Origin of the sequence: Oceanobacillus sp. FSL K6-2867 (assembly GCF_037963145.1) — a bacterium.
Taxonomy (GTDB): Bacteria; Bacillota; Bacilli; order Bacillales; family Amphibacillaceae; genus Oceanobacillus.
The window spans coordinates 2,917,190-2,937,589 of sequence record NZ_CP150144.1; the positions used below are offsets into that span (position 1 = coordinate 2,917,190).

Sequence of the window (20,400 nt, forward strand, 5' to 3'; positions counted from 1 at the left end):
TAAAATGAGTAATAAATACGATACGATTAAAAAGAGATTAAGAGGGTCCATTGCACCAGTAATTACACCGTTTAAAGCAAATGGAGATATCGATTTCGAAAAGCAGTCTGAATTAATCGAATTTCAGATTGAGAATGGAACACATGCCATATCTGTAACCGGTACTTCCGGAGAACCGAGCTCTCTTACAACTGAAGAGCGTGTTCAAGTAATGGAAAATGCAGTCAAAACAATTAATGGCAGAATTCCATTTGCTCCGGGAACTGGATCTACTAACCATGATGAAACCATGTACTTAACGAAGAAAGCTGAAGAAATGGGTGCAGATGCTGCAATGGTGATTGTACCTTATTATAACAAACCAAACCAGGAAGCCTTGTACGATCATTTCAAAACAGTAGCTGATTCTGTAGAGATTCCGATTATTATTTACAATATACCAGGACGTACTGCACAAAACATGGAAGTAGGAACGATGGCACGTTTGGTAAAAGATTGTCCTAATATTGTGGGAGCGAAGGAATCAAATAAAGACTTTGAACATGTTAATCGAGTATTGCTTAATTGTGGCAGAGACTTCCTATTGTATTCAGGAATTGAACTTTTATGCTACCCAATGCTGGCTATTGGTGGGGCAGGATCCATCAGTGCCACAGCAAACGTGGAGCCTAAGAAGATAGCAGAAATGCATAATGCCTGGGAAGAAGGAGATATCAAACGGGCACAGGACCTTCACTTTGAATTAATGAATCTGAATGATGTGCTGTTTAAAGATACAAACCCTGCACCAGTTAAAGCTGCACTCGGCATGATGGGCATGATTGAACCAGTATTACGTAGACCAATGGGCTTGCCTTCAGAGGCATTGCAAGAAGAAATTCGCGAAACTCTTGTTGAATATGGAAAATTGGAAAAAACAGCTTCGGTTTAAATAAATAGTTTTATAGGAAGAAATTGAATGAAGACCAGTAAGCTACTGGTCTCTTTTTCTTCATAGGCAACATCGTTATGGACCCAATATTGTTAAAGGAGTGCTGTTATTATGAATAAGGTGAAATTTAAACATCAAGGGATTCAGCAGATAAAAGAAGGAATCTATCAAGCGGATCAGAATCGAATAGAATTCGATGGAAAACAGTGTCCGCTAAATGAATTATCACTAGATGTACCTGTGTCCGGAACAGTTTATGGAACTCTATTAAATTATAAAGGTGAGTATGCCAAGTTAGAGCCTTCGATGAACGATGACCCATACAAAGCTCCACCGAAAGCTCCTATACTATACATTAAACCTATTAATACACATATTGGATACGGCACTGCAATTCCTTTGCCAGAAGGGGTTGAGGAAGTTTCGATTGGAGCAGCTTTAGGTGTCGTAATTGGTAAGTCAGCAAAAAAAATTAAGAAAGAAAATGCCTTGGATTATGTAGCTGGTTATACAATCGTAAATGATGTAAGTATTCCACATGAGAGCTTTTATCGACCTGCATATAAAGAAAAAGCAAGGGATGGATTCTGCCCGATAGGACCTTGGATTGTTGACCGTGATGATGTGGAAAATTCAAATGATCTTGGAATTCGTGTTTTTATCAATGGAGAATTAAAACAGGAAAATACAACGTCGAATTTAGTCCGTTCTGTTGAACAATTGCTTGAAGAGGTAACAGACTTTATGACCCTTTATGAAGGGGATGTATTACTAGTGGGGGTACCTGAAAACGCACCGACTGCAAAAGAAAGCGATAGCGTTAAAATCGAAATTGACGGCATAGGGACATTAGAAAATAAGGTGGTAAAAGAGAAGATTGTGGTAGGAGGAGGTATCGTATGAGACACGCACGTATAGCGTATAAAGGCTTAATTCAACATGCTATTGATACAGAGAAAGGTATTCAACTAGAAGATGGCCGGATTGTAGAGGAGTCGCAAGTTACATGGCTCCCGCCAGTAGAGCCTAAAACCGTATTTACATTAGGTTTAAACTTTGCTGATCATGCTGCAGAACTTTCATTTAAAGAAGCACCAAAAGAGCCATTAGTATTTTTAAAAGGACCAAACACATTCATCGGCCACCGTGGAGAAACGGTTCGTCCGAGTGATATAACATTTATGCATTATGAATGTGAATTAGCAGTTGTAATCGGTAAAACAGCGAAAAATGTAACAAAAGAAGAGGCATATGATTATGTGCGTGGATATACGGTAGCGAATGACTATGCGCTTCGTGATTATTTAGAAAACTATTATCGACCTAACCTTCGTGTGAAAAACCGTGACACGTGTACGCCGATAGGGCCATGGTTAGTCGATAAAGAAGATATTGATGATCCAATGAACTTGCAATTAACTACTTATGTAAATGGGGAAATTACACAGCGAGGCAGTACTGCGGATATGATCTTTTCTGTTCCTCATTTGATTGAATATTTAAGCGGGTTTATGACATTAAATTCAGGAGATATTATTCTGACTGGAACGCCAAAAGGATCGGTGGATACAAAGGTTGGCGATGAAGTCATAACAGAAGTAGAAGGAATTGGCAGACTTGTCAATACAATCGTTGGGGAAGAAACCTTTCAAACGAATTAAATGAAGATAGCTTTATTAAAGGAAGGGGGGGACTAACAATGCCACATCTGATTATTGAGTACACCGCCAATCTAAAGGAAGAAACAGATATACCGGACCTTTTAAAGAAGGTTAATGATTCGCTGCTCTCTCATTCTGCTATTATTCCAATTGGTGGGCTTCGTACAAGGGCAATCGAATTAAGTGACTATCGCATAGCAGATGGAACAGAAGACGATGCATTTGTCCATGCCACCCTGAAGCTTGGCGGTGGCCGAACAGAAGAAGATAAAAAGGTACTTTGTGATGATCTGTTTGCTACAATAAAAAAACACTTTGCGAATTTGTATGAAAAACGTTATTTAGCATTATCATTGGAATTGCATGAATTTACAAATCCTACTTATAAGCAAAATAACATCCATAATCGGTATAAAAAGTAATATAAGGTAAGTCGCACTACTAATCATCCTAATGAGAGAGGTGTCAGAACATGCAGCAATATGAAATGTTTGTTGGTGGGAAATGGTTTGGAAAAGATTTAGAACAGATTGATGTAATTAATCCGGCAACAAATGAACCAATTGGAACAGTTCCTAAAGGCGGAAGAGAAGAGGCTAAGCAAGCGGTTGATGCTGCATACTCAGCACTAAAAGAATGGGCTGCAAGAACTGCAGAGGACAGAAGCAGCTACCTTGTGAAATGGCATGAGCTGATAAAAGAAGAAAGAGAAACGATAGGGAAAATCATGACAGAGGAACAAGGCAAACCACTGAAAGAAGCAGTTGGTGAAGTAGACTATGCAAATGGATTTATATCATGGTATGCCGAAGAAGGAAAACGGGTATATGGCGATATTATTCCTGCATCCCATCCGAATAAACGTATTTTCGTGCAGAAACAGCCGGTTGGTGTCGTCGCAGCGATTACTCCATGGAACTTCCCTGCAGCAATGATTACCCGAAAAGTTGGACCAGCACTTGCAGCAGGGTGTACGGTAGTTATTAAGCCAGCTAATCAAACTCCATTAACGGCATTTAAATTGGTGGAATTAGCTGAAAAGGCAGGTATTCCAAAAGGTGTTATTAATATTGTCACAGGAAGCTCTGCAGCAATCGGAAAAGCATGGAACGATGACAGTCGTGTCAGAAAATTAACGTTTACTGGCTCAACAGAGGTAGGCAAAATATTGATGAAAGACGCTGCCGATACAATGAAAAAGATTTCCCTTGAGCTTGGTGGTCATGCACCATTTGTTGTGATGGAAGACGCAGATTTGGATAAAGCAGTGACAGGCGTAGTGGCATCTAAGTTCCGTAATGCTGGTCAAACTTGTGTATGTACGAATCGAGTATATGTACATGAATCGATTAAAGATAATTTTCAAGCAAAGCTGACAGAGGCTGTGTCCAAGCTTAAAATTGGAAATGGTCTGGAAAAGGGGACAGATATTGGCCCATTGATTGATCAGAACGCAGTAGATAAAGTAAATGTACAAGTTAAAGACGCAGTAAGCAAAGGCGGGAACCTCACCCTAGGTGGAAAGAATTTAGAAGGATTATACGTGGAACCAGCAATTGTTATGGATGCAACAGATGACATGCTTTGTATGTATGAAGAAACATTTGGGCCACTGCTTCCCGTTACAACATTCAGAGATGAAGCAGAAGTAATCGAGCGAGCAAATAATTCACCATTTGGATTAGCTGCATATGTATTTACAGAGAATATTGGACGTGCTATCCGAATAAGTGAAGCACTCGAATATGGAATTGTCGGATTGAATGACGGAGCACCGTCCACACCACAAGCCCCATTTGGCGGATTTAAAGAAAGCGGGCTTGGTCGTGAGGGTGGTTATTATGGCATCGAAGAGTTTCTTGAAACGAAATATATTTCACTTGCATTTTAATAAGGGGGCTGATGTAGCTCCCTTTTGTTTCTAAACGTCTTAGCGAATATTGGTTATCAGGCAGGTGTCGAAAATGAGCTTAGATCAGAAAATAGATCGAAATAAAACAGATAACGAGGGAAGAATCTACTTAGATGATGAACGGGTAATTTTAACCTCGTCGGCAGTCTTTGGGATTCTTCGCAAAGATCTGATGGATAATATATCAGAAGAGAGGATGAAGGGGTTTTTAATTCGTTATGGATGGAACCTTGGAAAAAACGATGCGAAGAATGTGCTTAAAAAGAATCAATCTTCTATTGAAGAGCTCTTAAAAAAGGGACCTGAATTACACATGATGAGAGGTTTTACAAAAGTAAAACGAGTCGATTTACAACTGGATTATGATGAAGATGGGCAGATAGAAGGTGTTCACGTAGAGGGATTCTGGTCTGGATCATATGAAGCAGAGGAATTTATCGAGCAGTTTGGCAATTCAGATGCTGCTGTATGCTATACCCTAGTTGGTTATGCAAGTGGCTACTACTCCGAAATATGCAAAAAAACGGTTGTATTTAAAGAAGTGGCATGCAAAGCGACAGGCGCTGATAATTGCTATTATGTCGGAAAAACAATACCTGAGTGGAACGGTTCCATTGAAAAAGAATTAAAGTACTATCATGATGAACCAATTGTTCGGGAACTTGAGATCACCTATGAAAAATTGCTGGAGGAACGGAATAATTTTGAAAAAACGTTTACCATTCATGAGCGTCTTACACAAGAGTTTACTAATGGGAATGATCTCCAAACGATTGCAGATGCGATCTATGAAGAGATCGGTATACCAATATTAATAGAGAATGCAGACCTGTCACCATTAGCAGGTTCGGGATTTTCCTCTGACTTTTTCACGAATGGTTATTTGGACTTTAAGTCAGCAGTACATATTCAACAAGAGGAAAAGGATTATCAGACAAGGGAAATTTCTGATGGAGTAAACCAATATCTTACAACGCCAATTATGCTGCAGCGAAAGTGCTTTGGTTTCTGTTCGTTCATATATGAAGTAAATCAACCGGTTACTAAAGTCGACCTCATGATTTTAGAAAGAGTTGCCTCTGTCTGTTCGCTTTACATTTTAAATGAGAAAACAACATTTGAAGCAGTAGAACGGATAAAAGGGCACTTTCTCGATCAGATTATCGACGGAGGCCTTCTCACTGAAAAAGATATTCTATTGCGGGGGAAATATATACAAACGGATTTAAATGAGCCTTATTGTATTGCTTCATTGAAATATGTTAATGAAAATGCTGACACAGAAAATGAGCTGCTTTTACATGATCAAGTGATTGAAAGTGTCCAGCATTACTTTAAAAACAAGTCTAACGTGTTAATTGGACAGCGTTCAGGTGTACTTGTTCTTCTCATTCAAAAAGATCAAAAAAAGAAAACGATGAGAGAAGTTTGCCAGTCATTGCTTGATTATTTAAAGAAGGAATTTCCAGCCAGTGTTTTTCGAATGGGGGCAAGCACCTTGTCTGAAAATATTCAACAGGCAAATCATTATTACAAAGAAGCGATGACAGCACTGAAAATGACCGAACCATCAAACAAGATTATGTTTTTTAAAGATATTAGTGTCGCAGGCCTGCTCATACATTCCAAAAATAAACAGGCAATTATACAAAAAGCAAAACATCTTCTTGGGCCGATTTATGCAAAGAAAGATGAAAGTGCTGAATTAATTAAAACATTATATGTGTTTCTTGCAAATGGAGGCAATCTTGAAAAATCCATGAAAGAATTATGTCTTTCGATGAGCGGCTTAAGATATCGAATAAGGAGACTGGAAGAAATGCTTGAAAAGGATCTCCGAAAGCCGACAGTAACCTATGAACTTTTACTCACTTTACAAGTTCTTGAGGCAGAAGGGGAAATTATTTTAGATTGAAGTTCACTATCGCTTCATTTAGATGGCTTGCAGTTGAACAAATTATGTTCAAATTATGTCTGTATGATAAACAATACTTGCTGTAGTATGCCATTGGCTTTCTTGATAACCTTACCATAAGAATTAATTACTACTATCTTATGATGTCTATTAATTTGGAGGTTATATAACGATGATGAATGGTAAGGAATATTTAGAGAGTCTGCGAGATGGCCGTGAAGTATACCTGAATGGTGAAAAAATTGATGACGTAACAACCCATCCGGCATATCGCAATGCTGCAAGATCGATAGCCCAGCTCTATGATGCAATGCATGACCCGGAAAAAAAGGATATTATCACAACGAAATCAGATGTTGGTGATTTTCGTACCCATAAGTTTTTTAAAGCATCCACAAGTGCAGAGGAATTGCTAGAAGCACGCGATGCAATGGCAGAATGGACAAGATACAGCTATGGATTCATGGGGCGTACGCCAGATTATAAAGCAGCATTTTTAGGGTCGCTTGGACCGTATGCAGATTTCTATAAGGGATTTGAAGACAATGCTAGAAGGTGGTATAAAAAAGGGCAGGAAGAAGTTCCTTTCTGTAACCATACGATTGTAAATCCGCAACTGGACAGACATAAGCCGCTTCATGAAAACAAAGATGTATTCGTGCGTGCAGTAGAAGAAAGAGATAATGGTGTTATTGTAAGCGGTGCCAAAATGGTTGGAACATCGGCAGCTCTTACCCATTATAATTTTGTTGCGAATTACTCTCCGCAGGATTTAGGTGAGGGTGATCAAAGTCATGCATTAATCTTTTTTGTGCCAATGAATGCGCCTGGTGTCAAAGTGATCAGCCGTCAATCATATGAAGAAATGGCTGCAGTACAAGGAAGCCCGTACGATTATCCATTATCAAGCCGTTTTGACGAAAACGATGCCATAATTATTTTGGATAATGTTTTGATTCCTTGGGAAGATATCCTAACTTATAATAACGTGGAAATAGCAAATGGTTTCAGACCGCAGACAGGCTGGTTAAACCGTTACACATTCCAAGGGTGTACCCGCTTCGCAGTAAAGCTTGACTTTATGGTTGGCATGCTGCTTAAAGCAACTGAAGTCGCTGGGACAAATAACTTCCGCGGTGTACAGGCAAGAATTGGTGAAGTAATCTCTTATCGCAATATGTTTTGGGCTATTTCTACAGCAATGGCACTTGATCCAGAAGATGGTCCTGAAGGGTATAAACTTCCGAATTCAACCTATGCAACTGCATATCGTACATTTGCACCTACCGTGTGGCCGATTATTAAAAACACATTTAACGAAGTGGTTGCAGGTGGCTTGATATCACTCCCTTCGAGCACTCAGGATTTCCTAAATCCTGAACTGAGACCGTACATTGACCAATACTATAAAGGAACAGGTGTAAGTGCAGAAGAAAGGGTAAAGCTTCTGAAAATGGTTTGGGATGCAACAGGAACTGAATTTGGCGGGCGTAATGAACTATATGAAATAAACTATGCTGGCAATAACGAAGGAATTCGTTTGGATGCACTGAAGATGGCTAATACAGCAGGCCAAACAGATATATACAAATCATTCGTTGAAAGAGCAATGAATGATTACGACCTGCACGGCTGGACAAATGATACGTGGGTTAATCCGGATAGGGAAATACAAAAACTGTTTACTTAATAGATAAAGGAAATTAAAATGCTACTTCCTTCTAGCATGGGGGCACCATATTAGAAGGAGGTATTTTTCACTAGTTTCTCTCATTCTATGAGATATAAACCTTCTTCCTATTATTTGACGTAACATGTTAATCACAATCAGCACACATAAACATTCAGTCTTTTTTAACTAAACAAATAATTGTTAAATTTGTATTGTTTTTATATATAATATTATATATAATTTAATATATCCTATAATAAATCAATTAAATGTAAGCGATTACTATAAAGGAGAGATGGTACTTGCATGCAAGCAAGAAAGAGTTTTAAAAACACGAGATTAATTATTATTAAATAGGAAGGAGAAAAACTTATGAAAAAAAGCTGCATTAGAATTAGTGTCCCCTTAATCATGTTGCTATTTTTCGTTTTGCTTTTAACTGCCTGCAATAATACACTGGCTTTCAAACCAGAGGCAGATAATTCTGCAGAGGAAACCCATAATTTAATTGTTTCTCACTTTCAGCCTGGAAACCATCCTATTCAAACGAAAGTTTTTGATGGACTTGCTTCTGACTTGAAAGAACAAACAGATGGAAGAATAACGATGGAATTTTATCCATCAAATACATTGGGTGATGCAGGATCACAATATGATATGGCTGTCACAAGGGAAGCGGATATTGCATTGAGTGTTTATGGATACTCACCAGGAAGATTTCCGCTTGTGACCATTATGGAATTGCCTTTTCTTGCGGAATCTGCGGAACATGCTTCGGAAATTCTAATGACCTTATATGAAGAGTTTCCAGAAATGCAGGAGGAACATGCAGATACTTATCCATTATTTTTATTTTCTGCTGAACCGGCACAGATTATTAGCAAAGACTTTAGGATTGAAACACCAGACGATATGAAGGGCTTACGTGTCCGTTCCCCATCTCCAATGGCAAATAAAATTATTGAAGCATTAGGTGCAACGCCAGTCTCCATGCCAATGGGAGATGTTTATGAATCCTTGGAGAGGGGCGTAATTGATGCTGCAATTGTACCTTTTGAAACACTTTATAATTATAGCTTCCATGAGGTAATAAATTATATCACCATTGGTGATTTCTCAGCTACGCCATTTTTTAGTGTGATGAGTCAGAAAACATATGATAATTTCAGTGAAGAGGATCAGTCGGTCCTGAATAATTTAGTAGGAAAAGAGTTGGCTAAAGAAGCTGGAAGTGTCTATGATGTGGACGGGAATATTGGCCTTGAAAAAGCAATTGAAAGTGGAGCAGAAGTGATTGAGCTAGAAGGAGATGCATTAATTCCATGGCAAAAGGCATTGGAACCGATGGTCGAGAGGTGGATTAAAGAAAGAACGGAAGAAGGCTATCCTGCTCAGAAAATCTATGACCGGGCAATGGAATTGAAAGAGGAACTGAGTGTGAGAGAGGAGTAGTAAAGTGGAGAGGATTATAACGAAACTAAATGCTGGACTACTTTATATTGCCCAAGCTGTTTTAATGATTATGGTATTTCTGGTTACCGCGGATGTACTCGGACGCTGGCTGTTCAATCAGCCAATTACGGGTGCCGTAGAACTTACAGAACTCGGATTATCCATGGTTATTTTCTTAAGCATTGGCTATACCCATTTAAAGGAAGAGCATATTTCAATTGACTTCCTGGTAGAACGATTACCTGAAAAAGCTCAGTGGATTGCAGGGGTGTTTATTAATTTAATTATTATGACAGTAATGCTCTTAATGGCTTTTAGCTTGTTCTGGTATGCAGAGCGTTTACTTACTTCTGGCACAGTAACAGGGGATTTAGGACTTCCAATCTACTTGTTCGCTGCAGTGTCAGGAATTGGATCAATTGTATTTGCTTTAACTGCAATATTGTTAGCCATCAAATACTTTGCAAAGGTGGGTGAAAAATGAGTCCAGAACTTATTGGCTTCTTGGGAATTATTGCTATTCTGATTTTGTTTTTTTTGAAAATCCCGGTAGCTATTTCCCTGATCATTGTTAGTTTGCTGGGAACAACTTTAATTAGAGGCTGGGATGTAGCTTTTGCACAATTGGGAAGAACCCCATTTGATACGTCCAGTAATTATTCACTTAGTGTTATCCCATTATTTATTTTGATGGGTATGATTTTATCCTATACGGGGATTGGAAAAGACCTGTATAGAATGGTGGATAGCTGGATTGGCCATTTACATGGCGGTCTTGCGATGGCAACAATTGGTACGGCGGCTATATTCTCTTCTATTTCAGGTTCTTTAAATGCTACAACTGCCACAGTAGCAAAAATCGCCTTGCCGGAAATGGAAAAATATAAATATAAACCAGGGTTATCGACTTCAAGTGTTGCTGCAGGCGGAACACTTGGCATTTTAATTCCCCCAAGTGTTATTTTGATTTTATATGGAATCCTGACAAGAGAGCCAATTGGTGCGCTGTTAATTTCAGGTATCATTCCAGGTATTTTGCAGATTACTATTTTTATCATTACAATTTATATTCTTGTTCGCAGAGATCCTTCTGTTGCTCCGCCAAGAGAAGGAAAAGCAAGCAATTCTGAAAGGTTACATACGCTTAAAAATATTTGGCCATTTATGGGGCTGTTTATAGTCAGTATTGGCGGAATATATTTAGGTATTTTTACTCCGACTGAAGCAGCTGGAGTAGGGGCGTGCGGTGCGCTTTTGTTTGCCTTGATTTCCAGAAAACTAACGTGGAAAAGTTTGAAAGACTCATTAAATGAATCTGTTCGATTAACTGCGTTTATTTTCTTTATTTTAATTGGTGCCAACTTATTTGGGCAGTTTTTAGCAATCAGCAGAATTCCTGTCATGCTAACCACATATGTGGGGAACCTTGATTTGAACCCCTATATTATTCTAATCGGTATTCTTATTGTATTGCTTGTACTCGGATGTTTTATTGAAAGTTTAGCTTTAATTGTAATTACATTGCCTATTCTTTATCCAATCATTACCGAATTAGGATTTAACGGTATTTGGTTTGGTGTAATTATGATTATGGTTATTAATATTGGTGCATTAACACCACCGCTTGGAATAAGTGTGTATGTAATTAAAGGAGTAGCCAGAAATATTCCGCTGCAGACGATTTTCCGAGGAGTTATTCCGATGATTATCGCAATGATTGTATGTGTAGCGATTCTAGTTATTTTCCCGCAAATTATTACTATATTGCCAGATTTAATGAATTGATATTGCTAAAAAGACTATACATGCACCCTAAAGGTTGTTGCAGAAACTTTTGGGGTGTTTTTTATATGCTAAAAGCTTTAAATTCCAAATGAGGCCGAAATTAAGGAATATGTATATTTAAAACGATTTTCAGCTATTTACAATTTGCATATTTATTAGTTTATTTCAACAGGTAATTACTCTAAGGAAAATAAATTGTAAGTATAACCCCTTGTAAAACGTTTACATCTATTATATACTTTTACTAAACCGGTTTACTAAATCGATTTAGTAATGAACTTTAGGAGCAAACAGATGAAAAAGACGACAATAGCTGATGTTGCAAAACATGCAAACGTATCAAAAAGTACAGTATCCCAATATCTGAATCAGCGTTACGACTATATGGGGGAGCAAACAAAAGAACGGATTGAAAAGGCAATTGCTGAATTGAAGTACAGTCCCAATATTTTGGCAAGGGGATTGAAACAAAAATCTTCCACAACAATTGGCGTTATTGTAGCAAATATATTACATGTGTTTTCCACTCAGGTTATCCGAGCCATTGAAGATTTTTGCAATGAAAAAGATTTCCACGTTATTGTTTGTAACGCAGATGATGATCCAGTTAAAGAAAAACGATATATTGATATGCTGCGAGCCAAGCAGGTAGATGGAATCATCGCATTTCCTACTGGGGAAAACGTCGAATTATATAAAGGAATAATTGCAGAAAATTATCCAGTAGTATTTATGGATAGATTAATTCCTGGTATTACCATTAATACAATTTTACTGGACAATGAACAGGCAGCATTTTTAGCGGTTGATGAGTTTGTAAAAAAGGGGCATCAACGTATAGGGATGGTTTCTCCTCCGTTAACGCAAAACGTTACACCAAGATTTGAACGTATGGAAGGTTATAAAAAGGCCTTGGAGCACCATGGCATCCAGTTTCATCCAGATTACATTCTAAGTGGAGAGATAGAGGAAATGCACAGGAAATTAAAGCAAATGATGTGTTTGCCTATACCGCCAACTGCAATACTTGCAATAAATGATCGTACGTTAATTGAAATATTAACGTACACAAAAGAAGAACAGCTGCGGATACCAGAAGATTTGGCATTAATCAATGTCGATGATGTATCTTTTGCAGGCATTTATAATCCAGCACTGACAACAATAGCCCAGCCGGCATTTGAAATGGGAAAAAAGGCAGCTGAAGTTCTTTTTGATTTAATGCGTGACAAAAATGTATCTGCCGATGCGAAAGTATATCGTTTTAAACCAGAGCTAATCGTAAGAGAATCTTGTTAAAGAAAGGTTGATCAGCCGTGAAAAATATAATTAACACTGTTGCATTAGAAGTGAAGGAAGTATTGGAAAAAACCGATTTCAATGAATCAATGAAACTTGCAGAGGAAATTGATCGTGCCAGTCGGATATTTATAGCGGGAACAGGACGATCAGGACTAATTGGCAAAGTAATGGCAATGCGATTAATGCATAGCGGCTATCCAGTATATGTTATTGGTGAGACGATAACGCCAAGTATCAGTTCGGATGATTTACTGCTCATTATCTCGGGATCAGGAAGTACCAGTTCACTTATAAATTATGCTGAGAAAGCAAAAGAGATTGATGCCACAGTTGCATTAGTAACAACAAATAAAGATTCTAAAATAGGGAGTATAAGTGATTATCTCGTTACCATTCCAGCAGCAACAAAGAAACGCTTGGAATCTGAACCAGCTACCATCCAGCCGCTTGGAAATCAATTTGATCAGTCGGCACATTTGCTGCTTGATGCAATCGTTGTATACCTTCTGGAAAATCAGCCAGATAGAAACAGCCATGCAAGCTTGAATCAAAAACATACAAATCTAGAATAATAGGGAGTGCTCGTAAATGAATTTAGCAGAACAAATTCAACAACATAAAATAGTAGCTGTTATCCGAAAAGCAGATGAAAATAATATCGTTCCCATTCTTAATGCATTACACGAAGGGGGGGTTCAATCTGTCGAGATCACTGCAGAAACTCCAAATGTTTTGCAAGTAATTGATACCGCTGTCAAACAAGTAGGGGATAAAATAAATATCGGTGCTGGAACAGTACTGGATCCAGAAACAGCAAGATCTGTCATTATGGCGGGAGCGAAATTTATCGTATCTCCAACACTGAATCTCGAAACGTTAAAGTTAACAAATCGCTATGGAGTTCTAAATATACCTGGAGTCCTGACGCCAACAGAAATTTTGACTGCTTATGAAAGCGGTGCCCAAATGGTTAAAATTTTCCCGGCAGATGCATTCGGACCAAATTATGTAAAAAATATTCTTGGCCCATTACCGCACGTAAAGGCGATGGTTACTGGTGGAATTACACTTGAAAACATAAATGAATACCTTTCCAAAGGAAGTACAGCAGTTGGAATTGGAAGCAATCTCGTAAATGCAAAACAACTAAAGACAGATGAAGATTACTTCCATTTAATACAAACGGCAAGAGCGTATGTAGAGAAGGTAAATGAGCTTGAAAGATAAATATCAATATTTATAAGGAGGTTTATCACATGAGAAATCGTAACTATACTTTTATTATGATTATTTTTATATCCATTGCTGCTCTATTGGCTGGCTGTAATACGGATGACGTAGAGGCAGAGGACGATGGGAAAATTAAATTGATTACGGCTCATAATCAGACATCCCCTGATAATCCATACCAGGTCGGTTTACTGAAGTTTAAAGAGGTTGTTGAAGAAAAATCAGATGGGAAAATTGAGGTAGAAGTGCATGCCGGTACAATTGGTACGGAAGAATCACAGCTAATTGAAAAGCTGCAGCTCGGGGCGGCTGACCTTGTTGTTGTTTCACCTGGTCTAATGACACAAACTGGAATTCGAGAAGTGGATATTTTTTCTGCCCCATATTTGTTTAATAGCTATGATCACTGGTTAAGAGCAGTAGATGGAGAAGTTGGAGAAGAGATGGCAGCTATCATTAATGAAAAATCCAATAACTCTTTTAAACTATTAGGCTATTGGTCAGCGGGGGTTAGACATTTCTATGGAAAAGTTCCTTTGGAATCCGTAGATGATCTGAAGGGAGTTTCTCTAAGAACACAAACATCTGGAGTTATATCTGATTTCTGGCAGAAGACTGGTGCAATTCCTTCATCTATCTCATGGGGAGAGTTGTATCAAGGCTTGCAACAGGATGTTGTTGACTCTTCCGAAAACGCTTACCCGTTTTTTGTGCAACAGGCACATCATACAACTTCTAATGGCAAGTATATAACGGAAACTGCTCATGATTATACAACAAGACTTGTCTTATTCAATGGGGAAAAATTTGATAACTTCCCAGAAGAATATCAAGAAATTATTTTAGATGCTGCTGAACAATCTGTAGTTGCTGAACGTGAAGCAACGAATGCACAGGATATTGAATATAAGGAAAAGGCTATAGATGACGGAGCGATTATCAATGAGATTGATAGAGAGCCATTTATCGAAATTGCCAGACCAATCCTGGATGACTTTGTAAAAGAAATTGAAGCGGAAGAATTACTGCAAAAGATAAGAGAACTAGAGTAAATAATCGAAGGAGGTCCTATCATGAAACGTTTTGTAAACGTACTTGAAAAAGTACAGATTATTACCGGTGTCACATTTCTATGTATATTCTTTCTCATTATTATGCTGCAAATCGTAACCAGACATCTTGGTATATCGGTTATTTGGACAGAAGAGGTAGCGAACTATTCCTTTATTTGGGGAATCTTTATGGGTGCTGCAGTAATGGTGAATCGCAGAGAACATTTTAATTTTGATTTCTTAATCCGAAAATTGAACGGGAAAAAAAGAATGTCCTTAAGTATATTCAATGATTTAGTTCTAATAGCTTTTAATAGTTGTATATTATTGCTCGGTTTACAAGTTGCAACTGAATTCTGGAATTATACATGGGCAACGATACCAGAAATGAAAATGGGATATGTCTGGATTGCTATTCCGATTATGGCAGGAACAATGATTATTTATTCCGTGTCACATTTAATTAAACATGTCCAGGCAGTTAAAGTGAAGGAGGTAAGTGAATAATGGGGTTTTTATTGCTTGGTTTATTTCTTATATTAATGCTCATCGGTGTTCCAATAGCGTTTGTTATCGGGATAGTCGCATTGCTAGGTATTTTTGGAATCCCTTACACACCTGAAGCTACCGTGCCAATGTCCATGGTTAATGGGCTGGATTCATTTGTGCTGCTTGCTGTTCCATTGTTTATATTAGCTGCTAACTTAATGAACTCCGGTAAAATCTCTGAAAAACTGATCAATCTTGCTTTAGCAATTGTTGGACCAATTCGTGGCGGCCTTGCACATGCGAATATCCTTGTATCCATGATGTTTGCCGGTGTTTCTGGTGCAGCACAGGCAGACACCGCTGGGGTTGGGAAAATACTGATTCCAAGTATGCTCCGAAAAGGCTATGATAAGGAAACGGCCGTTGGGGTAACGGCAGCATCATCAACAGTTGGAGTGGTTATACCGCCAAGTATCCCAATGATTATTTTTGCAGGTCTGACCAATGCATCAATTGGAGCATTGTTCCTTGGTGGAATCATACCAGGAATTTTAATTGGCTTAGGAATGATGGTTTTCGTTTACTTCATGGCAATTAAACGGAATTACCCAAGGGATGCGCGTGTTGAGTTTAAAAAGTTTATGAAATTATTGGTAGAGGCCATTCCAGCGCTGCTCACTCCTATCATTATCATTGGAGGGATTATTACAGGCTTCTTTACTGCTACAGAAGCTGCGGCAGTTGCTTCATTATATACACTGCTTGTATGTATGTTTTATTATAAGACGTTACGAGTAAAAGATTTACCAGGTATTTTAATGGATACCCTTGCATTAAGTTCTTTGTCCTTGTTTGCCTTAGCAGCAGCAAGTGCACTTGGGGAATTAATGAGTTATTATCAATTGGGAACGATTGCACAAGAATTCTTTACGAATAATGTTGGAACAGAGTGGTTATTTATTATCATCGTGATTGCATTTTTCTTGTTTGTTGGGACATTTATGGATGCAATCCCAGCCATGATATTATTTGTACCAGTTATTCTTCCGACAGCATTGCAGTTTGGAATTGAGCCGGTTCACCTTGGATTGATTGTCGTTATTACACTTGCAATTGGATTGATTACACCACCATATGGACTATGTTTATTACTTGCTGCGAAAATTGGAAACATGTCCATTGAAAGGTCGTTTATAGCAGTAATCCCGTACATTGCAATTGTTTTGGTCGTGTTACTGTTCATTGCCTTCTTCCCGGAAATCGCATTTTTCATTCCGAAAATGATTAATCCTGGATTATTTTAGCAATAGTTAAATCCTGTTAGGAGAGATAATGATGGAAGATAAACAAATGGCTGCTGAAGCATCCATAAATTATATAAAAGATGGGATGACGGTCGGACTTGGTTCCGGCTCCACCGTCAATTTCATGCTTGAAAAGCTTGCTGAACGTATTAAAGAAGGACTTACAATCAAAGGTATACCTTCTTCGTTAAAAACAGAACGATTTGCGAAACAATTAGGAATTCCACTGACTGATTTTTCTAATACGACAAAGATTGATCTCGCAATTGACGGAGCTGATGAAGTGGATCCGAACCTCCAGCTTTTAAAAGGCGGTGGCGGGTCACTTGTCAGAGAAAAAATTGTTGATCAAGCAGCTGATAGGCTTATTATTATTGTGGATTCATCAAAGACTGTATCTAAATTAGGAGAATTCCCCCTCCCAGTTGAAATATTGCCATTTGGGTTTGAGGTAACAACAGAACAAATCGCCGCATTTGGCTGTACTCCAGTATTGAGAAAAAGAGATGGTCAACCATTCGTATCCGATAACGGAAATTATATTGTAGATTGTAAGTTTGCCAGTATTGAAGATCCACAAGCACTGCATGAGAAATTGAAACACATCACAGGAGTCGTCGAAACAGGTTTGTTTCCACAAATGGCTCATAATGTGATCATTGCAAGAGAAGGAAGGATTGACATTTTAGAAAGATAAATGTCAGGAGGAGGCAGCTAAAAATGAATGATGTGATTACAATTGGTGAAGCAATGATTGCATTTAGCCCGCAATCAACAGGACCAATGAAGTACGTAAATATGTTTGAGAAAAAGGTTGGTGGAGCAGAGCTGAACCTAGCAATTGGCTGCTCGCGCTTAGGACTGAAAGCTGGTTATATTAGCAGATTAGGCAATGATGAATTTGGCAAATATATTTATAATTTTGCCCGTGGCGAAGGAATAGATATGTCACAGGTCAAATTAGTGGATGGATATCCCACATCGTTAAATTTTAAAGAAATTATGGAAGATGGAAATGTCCGGACATTTTATTACCGTGATAAATCCCCCACATTAGCAATGCATCCGGAAGATTTGGAAGAGGGCTATTTTGAAGAGGCAAAGATCCTCCATATAACAGGGATTTATCCGGCAATTGGCGAAATTCATATTGACGTTATCTATAAAGCAATCGAACTAGCGAAGAAAAACAATCTATTAATTTCTTTTGATCCAAATATAAGACTTCGGATGTGGAGCAAGGAAGAAGCAAGTCGTGTGTTAGCTGAAATTCTCCCCTATGTTGACATCTTGTTAGCAGGGGATGAAGAGATGGATATTATTATTGGTGAAAAGGATCCCAAAGCAATTATTGAAAAGACAAAGGAGATGGGAATATCCTATATAGCTGTAAAGCAAGGTGAAAATGGATCTGTCGGCTATTATAATGGGGAAATTGTGGAAGCACCTCCTGTTAAAGCGAGCAAGGTTGCTGATACGGTAGGAGCCGGAGATGGATTCAATGCTGGTGTGCTTTATGGAATTCTAAATAAGTGGCCGCTTGAAAAAACATTGCACTTTGCGAATACGATTGGTTCGATGGTCGTCAGTGTTGTTGGCGATAACGAAGGGCTGCCATATTATGAAGACGTGCAAGGCAAACTCGGTGAAATTGAACGTATTGAGCGATAGAAATGAGGTACAAATAAATGAAGCTGCAATTAGCATTGGACAGACTTACTAGACATGAATGTTTTCATTTGATGGAAGAAGTAAAGGAATATATTGATATTATTGAGATAGGAACAGGCGTTATTAAGGAATATGGCATGGCGATTGTAAAGGAAATGCGAGCACGTTATCCAGATAAACTGATTCTTTCCGATATGAAAACATGTGATGCGGGCAGGCATGAAGCATACCAGGCCTTTAAAGCGGGCTCAGATATAATGACAGTTATGGCATTAGCTTCTGACTTAACGATAAAAGATACGCTGCAGGCAGGTGAAGAGATGGGGACTCAGGTAATGGTTGATTTGCTCGAAGTATGTTCAAAGGACCGAATTACAGAGCTTGAACAGCTGGGTGTAAGTCTCGTTAGCCTCCATGTTGGAAAAGACAAGCAAGCAGAAGGCGGTTTTACAACCGATTTGTTTTCCTTAGTAAAGGAATCATCGTTTGAAATAGCAGTAGCAGGTGGCATCAATTTGGAATCACTGCCTGAAATTGTCCAGGAGAAGCCAGATATCCTTATTGTCGGAAGTGCGATAACATCGGCAGATAATCCGAAGCATGCAGCTGCGGAAATGAAAAGGATAATCAGCCTTTAAGTTTTAATTGAAAGTAAAAACAGGTAGGGTTTGGATGCAGATTGATTCATAATTCCATTACATTTACCAGAACTAATCAGGAAAAAACCTTTTAGCAGTGCAAGAGATTTACTAGTTGGAGCAAAGGAACGAGCCGAAGTAGAGTAATGTATGAAATGAATAAGTATGATAGGGAAAACATACTAAGATTAGTGGGTAAGGTCATCGACGGGTGACTTTACCCACTATTTCTTTTTTTAGTTATAGTGACTCCTGGGAGGAAAGGCATAGGTGAGACACCATAGTGCGATAGCACAAGGGGCTCACCAGCAGCCCTAAGGTGCGCGGAGTATATTCTTTCCGGAGCGAAATGTTTGCACCAATCATGTTCGGTTTTTACTTCATAAAAATACATTTGTCCCAGCCCATTTTTGTCATTTATAGAAGGTAAATGGATGTATCATATTTAACCTGCTTAGAATAAATCAAATCTATGAAGAATTAAATTTTCCTTTCCAGCACTGTTTGTATTTTGCTGGTGTCCCCTAAACGAAGGGAGAGCATTAATCCAAATTTATGCATTCCCAGCATTAGGGCTCCGGCAATCACTTGGTCAAATTTACTGTTAAAAGGCCAGGGCAACAAACTCAAGGAATCCGTTTGGGAAGGCAGGCAGAGTTGAGCTGTAAACTGATGAAGCAAAGGGTTCTGCGCTCCATCAAACAATGCATTTACTATAAATATAAGACAGGCTGGCATTAATATAAGACCACTTAAAAATGCATAATGCTTTTTCTCTTTCCCGCATCGATATTTTTCTGTGTACGATGTTACTAATGGCCACCACATGATGAATGCTAATCCAAACAATACTAAAATATATCCATTGTGCAAAAAGGAGTTTAAAGAAATAACATTTAAAACGAAAGGAAGATGATATAGAAAGAATAATACAGCAAAAACAATTAAGGCCATTTTTGGTGTTACAAGTAAAATTCTTACTCCTTTGATCATGAAAACATTTTCAATCCGCTGGAAAAATAAACCTGGGATTCCCAGTAATATAATTGGCGGAATAATAAAGTAAAGTATGCTCATTTGCAGCATATGGGTACTAAAAGATAAATGACTAATCGTATATAAAGGACTGCCAGTAACAAAGTATAATAAAATTAAACCGAGAAAAAAAAGCAACGGTTGTTTGTGGAACAGTTTTATATTTGTAAAGCGCCTGATCAAGAATGTATATAACCCAACTATACATACAAGTCCTATTAACAATGGGATACTCCAAAACAATTCACCAGCAAGCAAAACATCGAAAAGCATATAGACCTCCCCCTCTTTATATTTATCCTAGGAAAACAAAGTTTCTAAATATCAGTCTATCAATCTATTAATGTTTAA

20 protein-coding genes are annotated in these 20,400 nt (G+C 38.2%); 19 read left to right on the plus strand and 1 reads right to left on the minus strand.

Features of this window, described 5'->3' with window-relative positions:
• Positions 1 to 4: 4 nt before the first annotated feature.
• The 19 genes from hpaI to hxlA all read left to right on the plus strand — a co-directional run bounded on the left by hpaI (position 5) and on the right by hxlA (position 19,014).
• Positions 5 to 931, plus strand: a complete 927-nt coding sequence (hpaI, locus tag NSQ77_RS14175) for a 2,4-dihydroxyhept-2-ene-1,7-dioic acid aldolase (protein ID WP_339226685.1) — start codon at positions 5 to 7, stop codon at positions 929 to 931.
• Positions 932 to 1,042: 111 nt separating this feature from the next.
• Positions 1,043 to 1,834 (plus strand): fumarylacetoacetate hydrolase family protein, encoded by a 792-nt coding sequence (locus tag NSQ77_RS14180; RefSeq protein ID WP_339226686.1) that lies wholly within the window; start codon positions 1,043 to 1,045, stop codon positions 1,832 to 1,834.
• Positions 1,831 to 2,592, plus strand: coding sequence for a fumarylacetoacetate hydrolase family protein (locus tag NSQ77_RS14185; RefSeq protein ID WP_339226687.1), 762 nt, complete (start codon positions 1,831 to 1,833; stop codon positions 2,590 to 2,592). Before NSQ77_RS14180 ends, NSQ77_RS14185 begins: the two co-directional genes overlap by 4 nt.
• A gap of 38 nt (positions 2,593 to 2,630) precedes the next feature.
• Positions 2,631 to 3,014, plus strand: coding sequence for a 5-carboxymethyl-2-hydroxymuconate Delta-isomerase (locus tag NSQ77_RS14190; RefSeq protein WP_339226688.1), 384 nt, complete (start codon positions 2,631 to 2,633; stop codon positions 3,012 to 3,014).
• 50 nt (positions 3,015 to 3,064) lie between these two features.
• Positions 3,065 to 4,483 (plus strand): NAD-dependent succinate-semialdehyde dehydrogenase, encoded by a 1,419-nt coding sequence (locus tag NSQ77_RS14195; protein WP_339226689.1) that lies wholly within the window; start codon positions 3,065 to 3,067, stop codon positions 4,481 to 4,483.
• Positions 4,484 to 4,556: 73 nt separating this feature from the next.
• Complete coding sequence (locus NSQ77_RS14200) at positions 4,557 to 6,419, plus strand: XylR N-terminal domain-containing protein (protein WP_339226690.1); 1,863 nt, start codon at positions 4,557 to 4,559, stop codon at positions 6,417 to 6,419.
• Between the two features lie 172 nt (positions 6,420 to 6,591).
• Positions 6,592 to 8,109: a 4-hydroxyphenylacetate 3-hydroxylase N-terminal domain-containing protein gene (locus tag NSQ77_RS14205; protein WP_339226691.1), complete on the plus strand. Its 1,518-nt coding sequence runs from the start codon at positions 6,592 to 6,594 to the stop codon at positions 8,107 to 8,109.
• A 354-nt stretch (positions 8,110 to 8,463) separates the two neighbouring features.
• Entirely contained in the window at positions 8,464 to 9,543 is a 1,080-nt protein-coding gene (locus tag NSQ77_RS14210) for a TRAP transporter substrate-binding protein (RefSeq protein WP_339226692.1), read from the plus strand.
• 4 nt (positions 9,544 to 9,547) lie between these two features.
• Positions 9,548 to 10,027: a TRAP transporter small permease gene (locus tag NSQ77_RS14215; protein ID WP_339226693.1), complete on the plus strand. Its 480-nt coding sequence runs from the start codon at positions 9,548 to 9,550 to the stop codon at positions 10,025 to 10,027.
• Entirely contained in the window at positions 10,024 to 11,328 is a 1,305-nt protein-coding gene (locus NSQ77_RS14220; RefSeq protein WP_339226694.1) for a TRAP transporter large permease, read from the plus strand. Before NSQ77_RS14215 ends, NSQ77_RS14220 begins: the two co-directional genes overlap by 4 nt.
• 294 nt (positions 11,329 to 11,622) lie before the next feature.
• A complete protein-coding gene (locus tag NSQ77_RS14225) occupies positions 11,623 to 12,627 on the plus strand; it encodes a substrate-binding domain-containing protein (RefSeq protein WP_339226695.1) in 1,005 nt (334 codons plus the stop codon).
• A gap of 17 nt (positions 12,628 to 12,644) precedes the next feature.
• Complete coding sequence (gene hxlB / locus NSQ77_RS14230; protein WP_339226696.1) at positions 12,645 to 13,202, plus strand: 6-phospho-3-hexuloisomerase; 558 nt, start codon at positions 12,645 to 12,647, stop codon at positions 13,200 to 13,202.
• A 16-nt stretch (positions 13,203 to 13,218) separates the two neighbouring features.
• Positions 13,219 to 13,857, plus strand: a complete 639-nt coding sequence (locus tag NSQ77_RS14235; RefSeq protein WP_339226697.1) for a bifunctional 4-hydroxy-2-oxoglutarate aldolase/2-dehydro-3-deoxy-phosphogluconate aldolase — start codon at positions 13,219 to 13,221, stop codon at positions 13,855 to 13,857.
• 29 nt (positions 13,858 to 13,886) lie between these two features.
• A complete protein-coding gene (locus NSQ77_RS14240; protein WP_339226698.1) occupies positions 13,887 to 14,912 on the plus strand; it encodes a TRAP transporter substrate-binding protein in 1,026 nt (341 codons plus the stop codon).
• Positions 14,913 to 14,933: 21 nt separating this feature from the next.
• Complete coding sequence (locus NSQ77_RS14245; protein WP_339226699.1) at positions 14,934 to 15,419, plus strand: TRAP transporter small permease; 486 nt, start codon at positions 14,934 to 14,936, stop codon at positions 15,417 to 15,419.
• The gene (locus tag NSQ77_RS14250) at positions 15,419 to 16,705 is read left to right on the plus strand and encodes a TRAP transporter large permease (protein ID WP_339226700.1); all 1,287 of its coding nucleotides are present in this window, start codon (positions 15,419 to 15,421) and stop codon (positions 16,703 to 16,705) included. The genes NSQ77_RS14245 and NSQ77_RS14250 overlap by 1 nt, the downstream gene beginning before the upstream one ends.
• 31 nt (positions 16,706 to 16,736) lie before the next feature.
• Positions 16,737 to 17,402 carry a ribose-5-phosphate isomerase RpiA gene (rpiA, locus tag NSQ77_RS14255; RefSeq protein ID WP_339226701.1) on the plus strand — a complete coding sequence of 222 codons (666 nt, stop codon included), beginning with the start codon at positions 16,737 to 16,739 and terminating at the stop codon, positions 17,400 to 17,402.
• Positions 17,403 to 17,425: 23 nt separating this feature from the next.
• Positions 17,426 to 18,376: a sugar kinase gene (locus NSQ77_RS14260; protein WP_339226702.1), complete on the plus strand. Its 951-nt coding sequence runs from the start codon at positions 17,426 to 17,428 to the stop codon at positions 18,374 to 18,376.
• 17 nt (positions 18,377 to 18,393) lie between these two features.
• Entirely contained in the window at positions 18,394 to 19,014 is a 621-nt protein-coding gene (gene hxlA / locus NSQ77_RS14265) for a 3-hexulose-6-phosphate synthase (RefSeq protein ID WP_339226703.1), read from the plus strand.
• Between the two features lie 480 nt (positions 19,015 to 19,494).
• Here hxlA and NSQ77_RS14270 read toward each other — a convergent pair whose 3' ends face one another.
• The gene (locus tag NSQ77_RS14270; protein WP_339226704.1) at positions 19,495 to 20,322 is read right to left on the minus strand and encodes a cytochrome c oxidase assembly protein; all 828 of its coding nucleotides are present in this window, start codon (positions 20,320 to 20,322) and stop codon (positions 19,495 to 19,497) included.
• Positions 20,323 to 20,400: the final 78 nt, after the last annotated feature.

Coding starts and splice junctions, on each gene's coding strand:
- NSQ77_RS14225 (WP_339226695.1), top strand. CDS start 11,623: ATGAAAAAGACGACAATAGCTGATGTTGCAAAACATGCAAACGTATCA.
- hpaI (WP_339226685.1), top strand. CDS start 5: ATGAGTAATAAATACGATACGATTAAAAAGAGATTAAGAGGGTCCATT.
- NSQ77_RS14220 (WP_339226694.1), top strand. CDS start 10,024: ATGAGTCCAGAACTTATTGGCTTCTTGGGAATTATTGCTATTCTGATT.
- NSQ77_RS14250 (WP_339226700.1), top strand. CDS start 15,419: ATGGGGTTTTTATTGCTTGGTTTATTTCTTATATTAATGCTCATCGGT.
- NSQ77_RS14195 (WP_339226689.1), top strand. CDS start 3,065: ATGCAGCAATATGAAATGTTTGTTGGTGGGAAATGGTTTGGAAAAGAT.
- rpiA (WP_339226701.1), top strand. CDS start 16,737: ATGGAAGATAAACAAATGGCTGCTGAAGCATCCATAAATTATATAAAA.
- hxlA (WP_339226703.1), top strand. CDS start 18,394: ATGAAGCTGCAATTAGCATTGGACAGACTTACTAGACATGAATGTTTT.
- NSQ77_RS14180 (WP_339226686.1), top strand. CDS start 1,043: ATGAATAAGGTGAAATTTAAACATCAAGGGATTCAGCAGATAAAAGAA.
- NSQ77_RS14200 (WP_339226690.1), top strand. CDS start 4,557: ATGAGCTTAGATCAGAAAATAGATCGAAATAAAACAGATAACGAGGGA.
- NSQ77_RS14185 (WP_339226687.1), top strand. CDS start 1,831: ATGAGACACGCACGTATAGCGTATAAAGGCTTAATTCAACATGCTATT.
- NSQ77_RS14190 (WP_339226688.1), top strand. CDS start 2,631: ATGCCACATCTGATTATTGAGTACACCGCCAATCTAAAGGAAGAAACA.
- NSQ77_RS14210 (WP_339226692.1), top strand. CDS start 8,464: ATGAAAAAAAGCTGCATTAGAATTAGTGTCCCCTTAATCATGTTGCTA.
- NSQ77_RS14205 (WP_339226691.1), top strand. CDS start 6,592: ATGATGAATGGTAAGGAATATTTAGAGAGTCTGCGAGATGGCCGTGAA.
- NSQ77_RS14270 (WP_339226704.1), bottom strand. CDS start 20,322: ATGCTTTTCGATGTTTTGCTTGCTGGTGAATTGTTTTGGAGTATCCCA.
- NSQ77_RS14240 (WP_339226698.1), top strand. CDS start 13,887: ATGAGAAATCGTAACTATACTTTTATTATGATTATTTTTATATCCATT.
- NSQ77_RS14235 (WP_339226697.1), top strand. CDS start 13,219: ATGAATTTAGCAGAACAAATTCAACAACATAAAATAGTAGCTGTTATC.
- NSQ77_RS14245 (WP_339226699.1), top strand. CDS start 14,934: ATGAAACGTTTTGTAAACGTACTTGAAAAAGTACAGATTATTACCGGT.
- NSQ77_RS14260 (WP_339226702.1), top strand. CDS start 17,426: ATGAATGATGTGATTACAATTGGTGAAGCAATGATTGCATTTAGCCCG.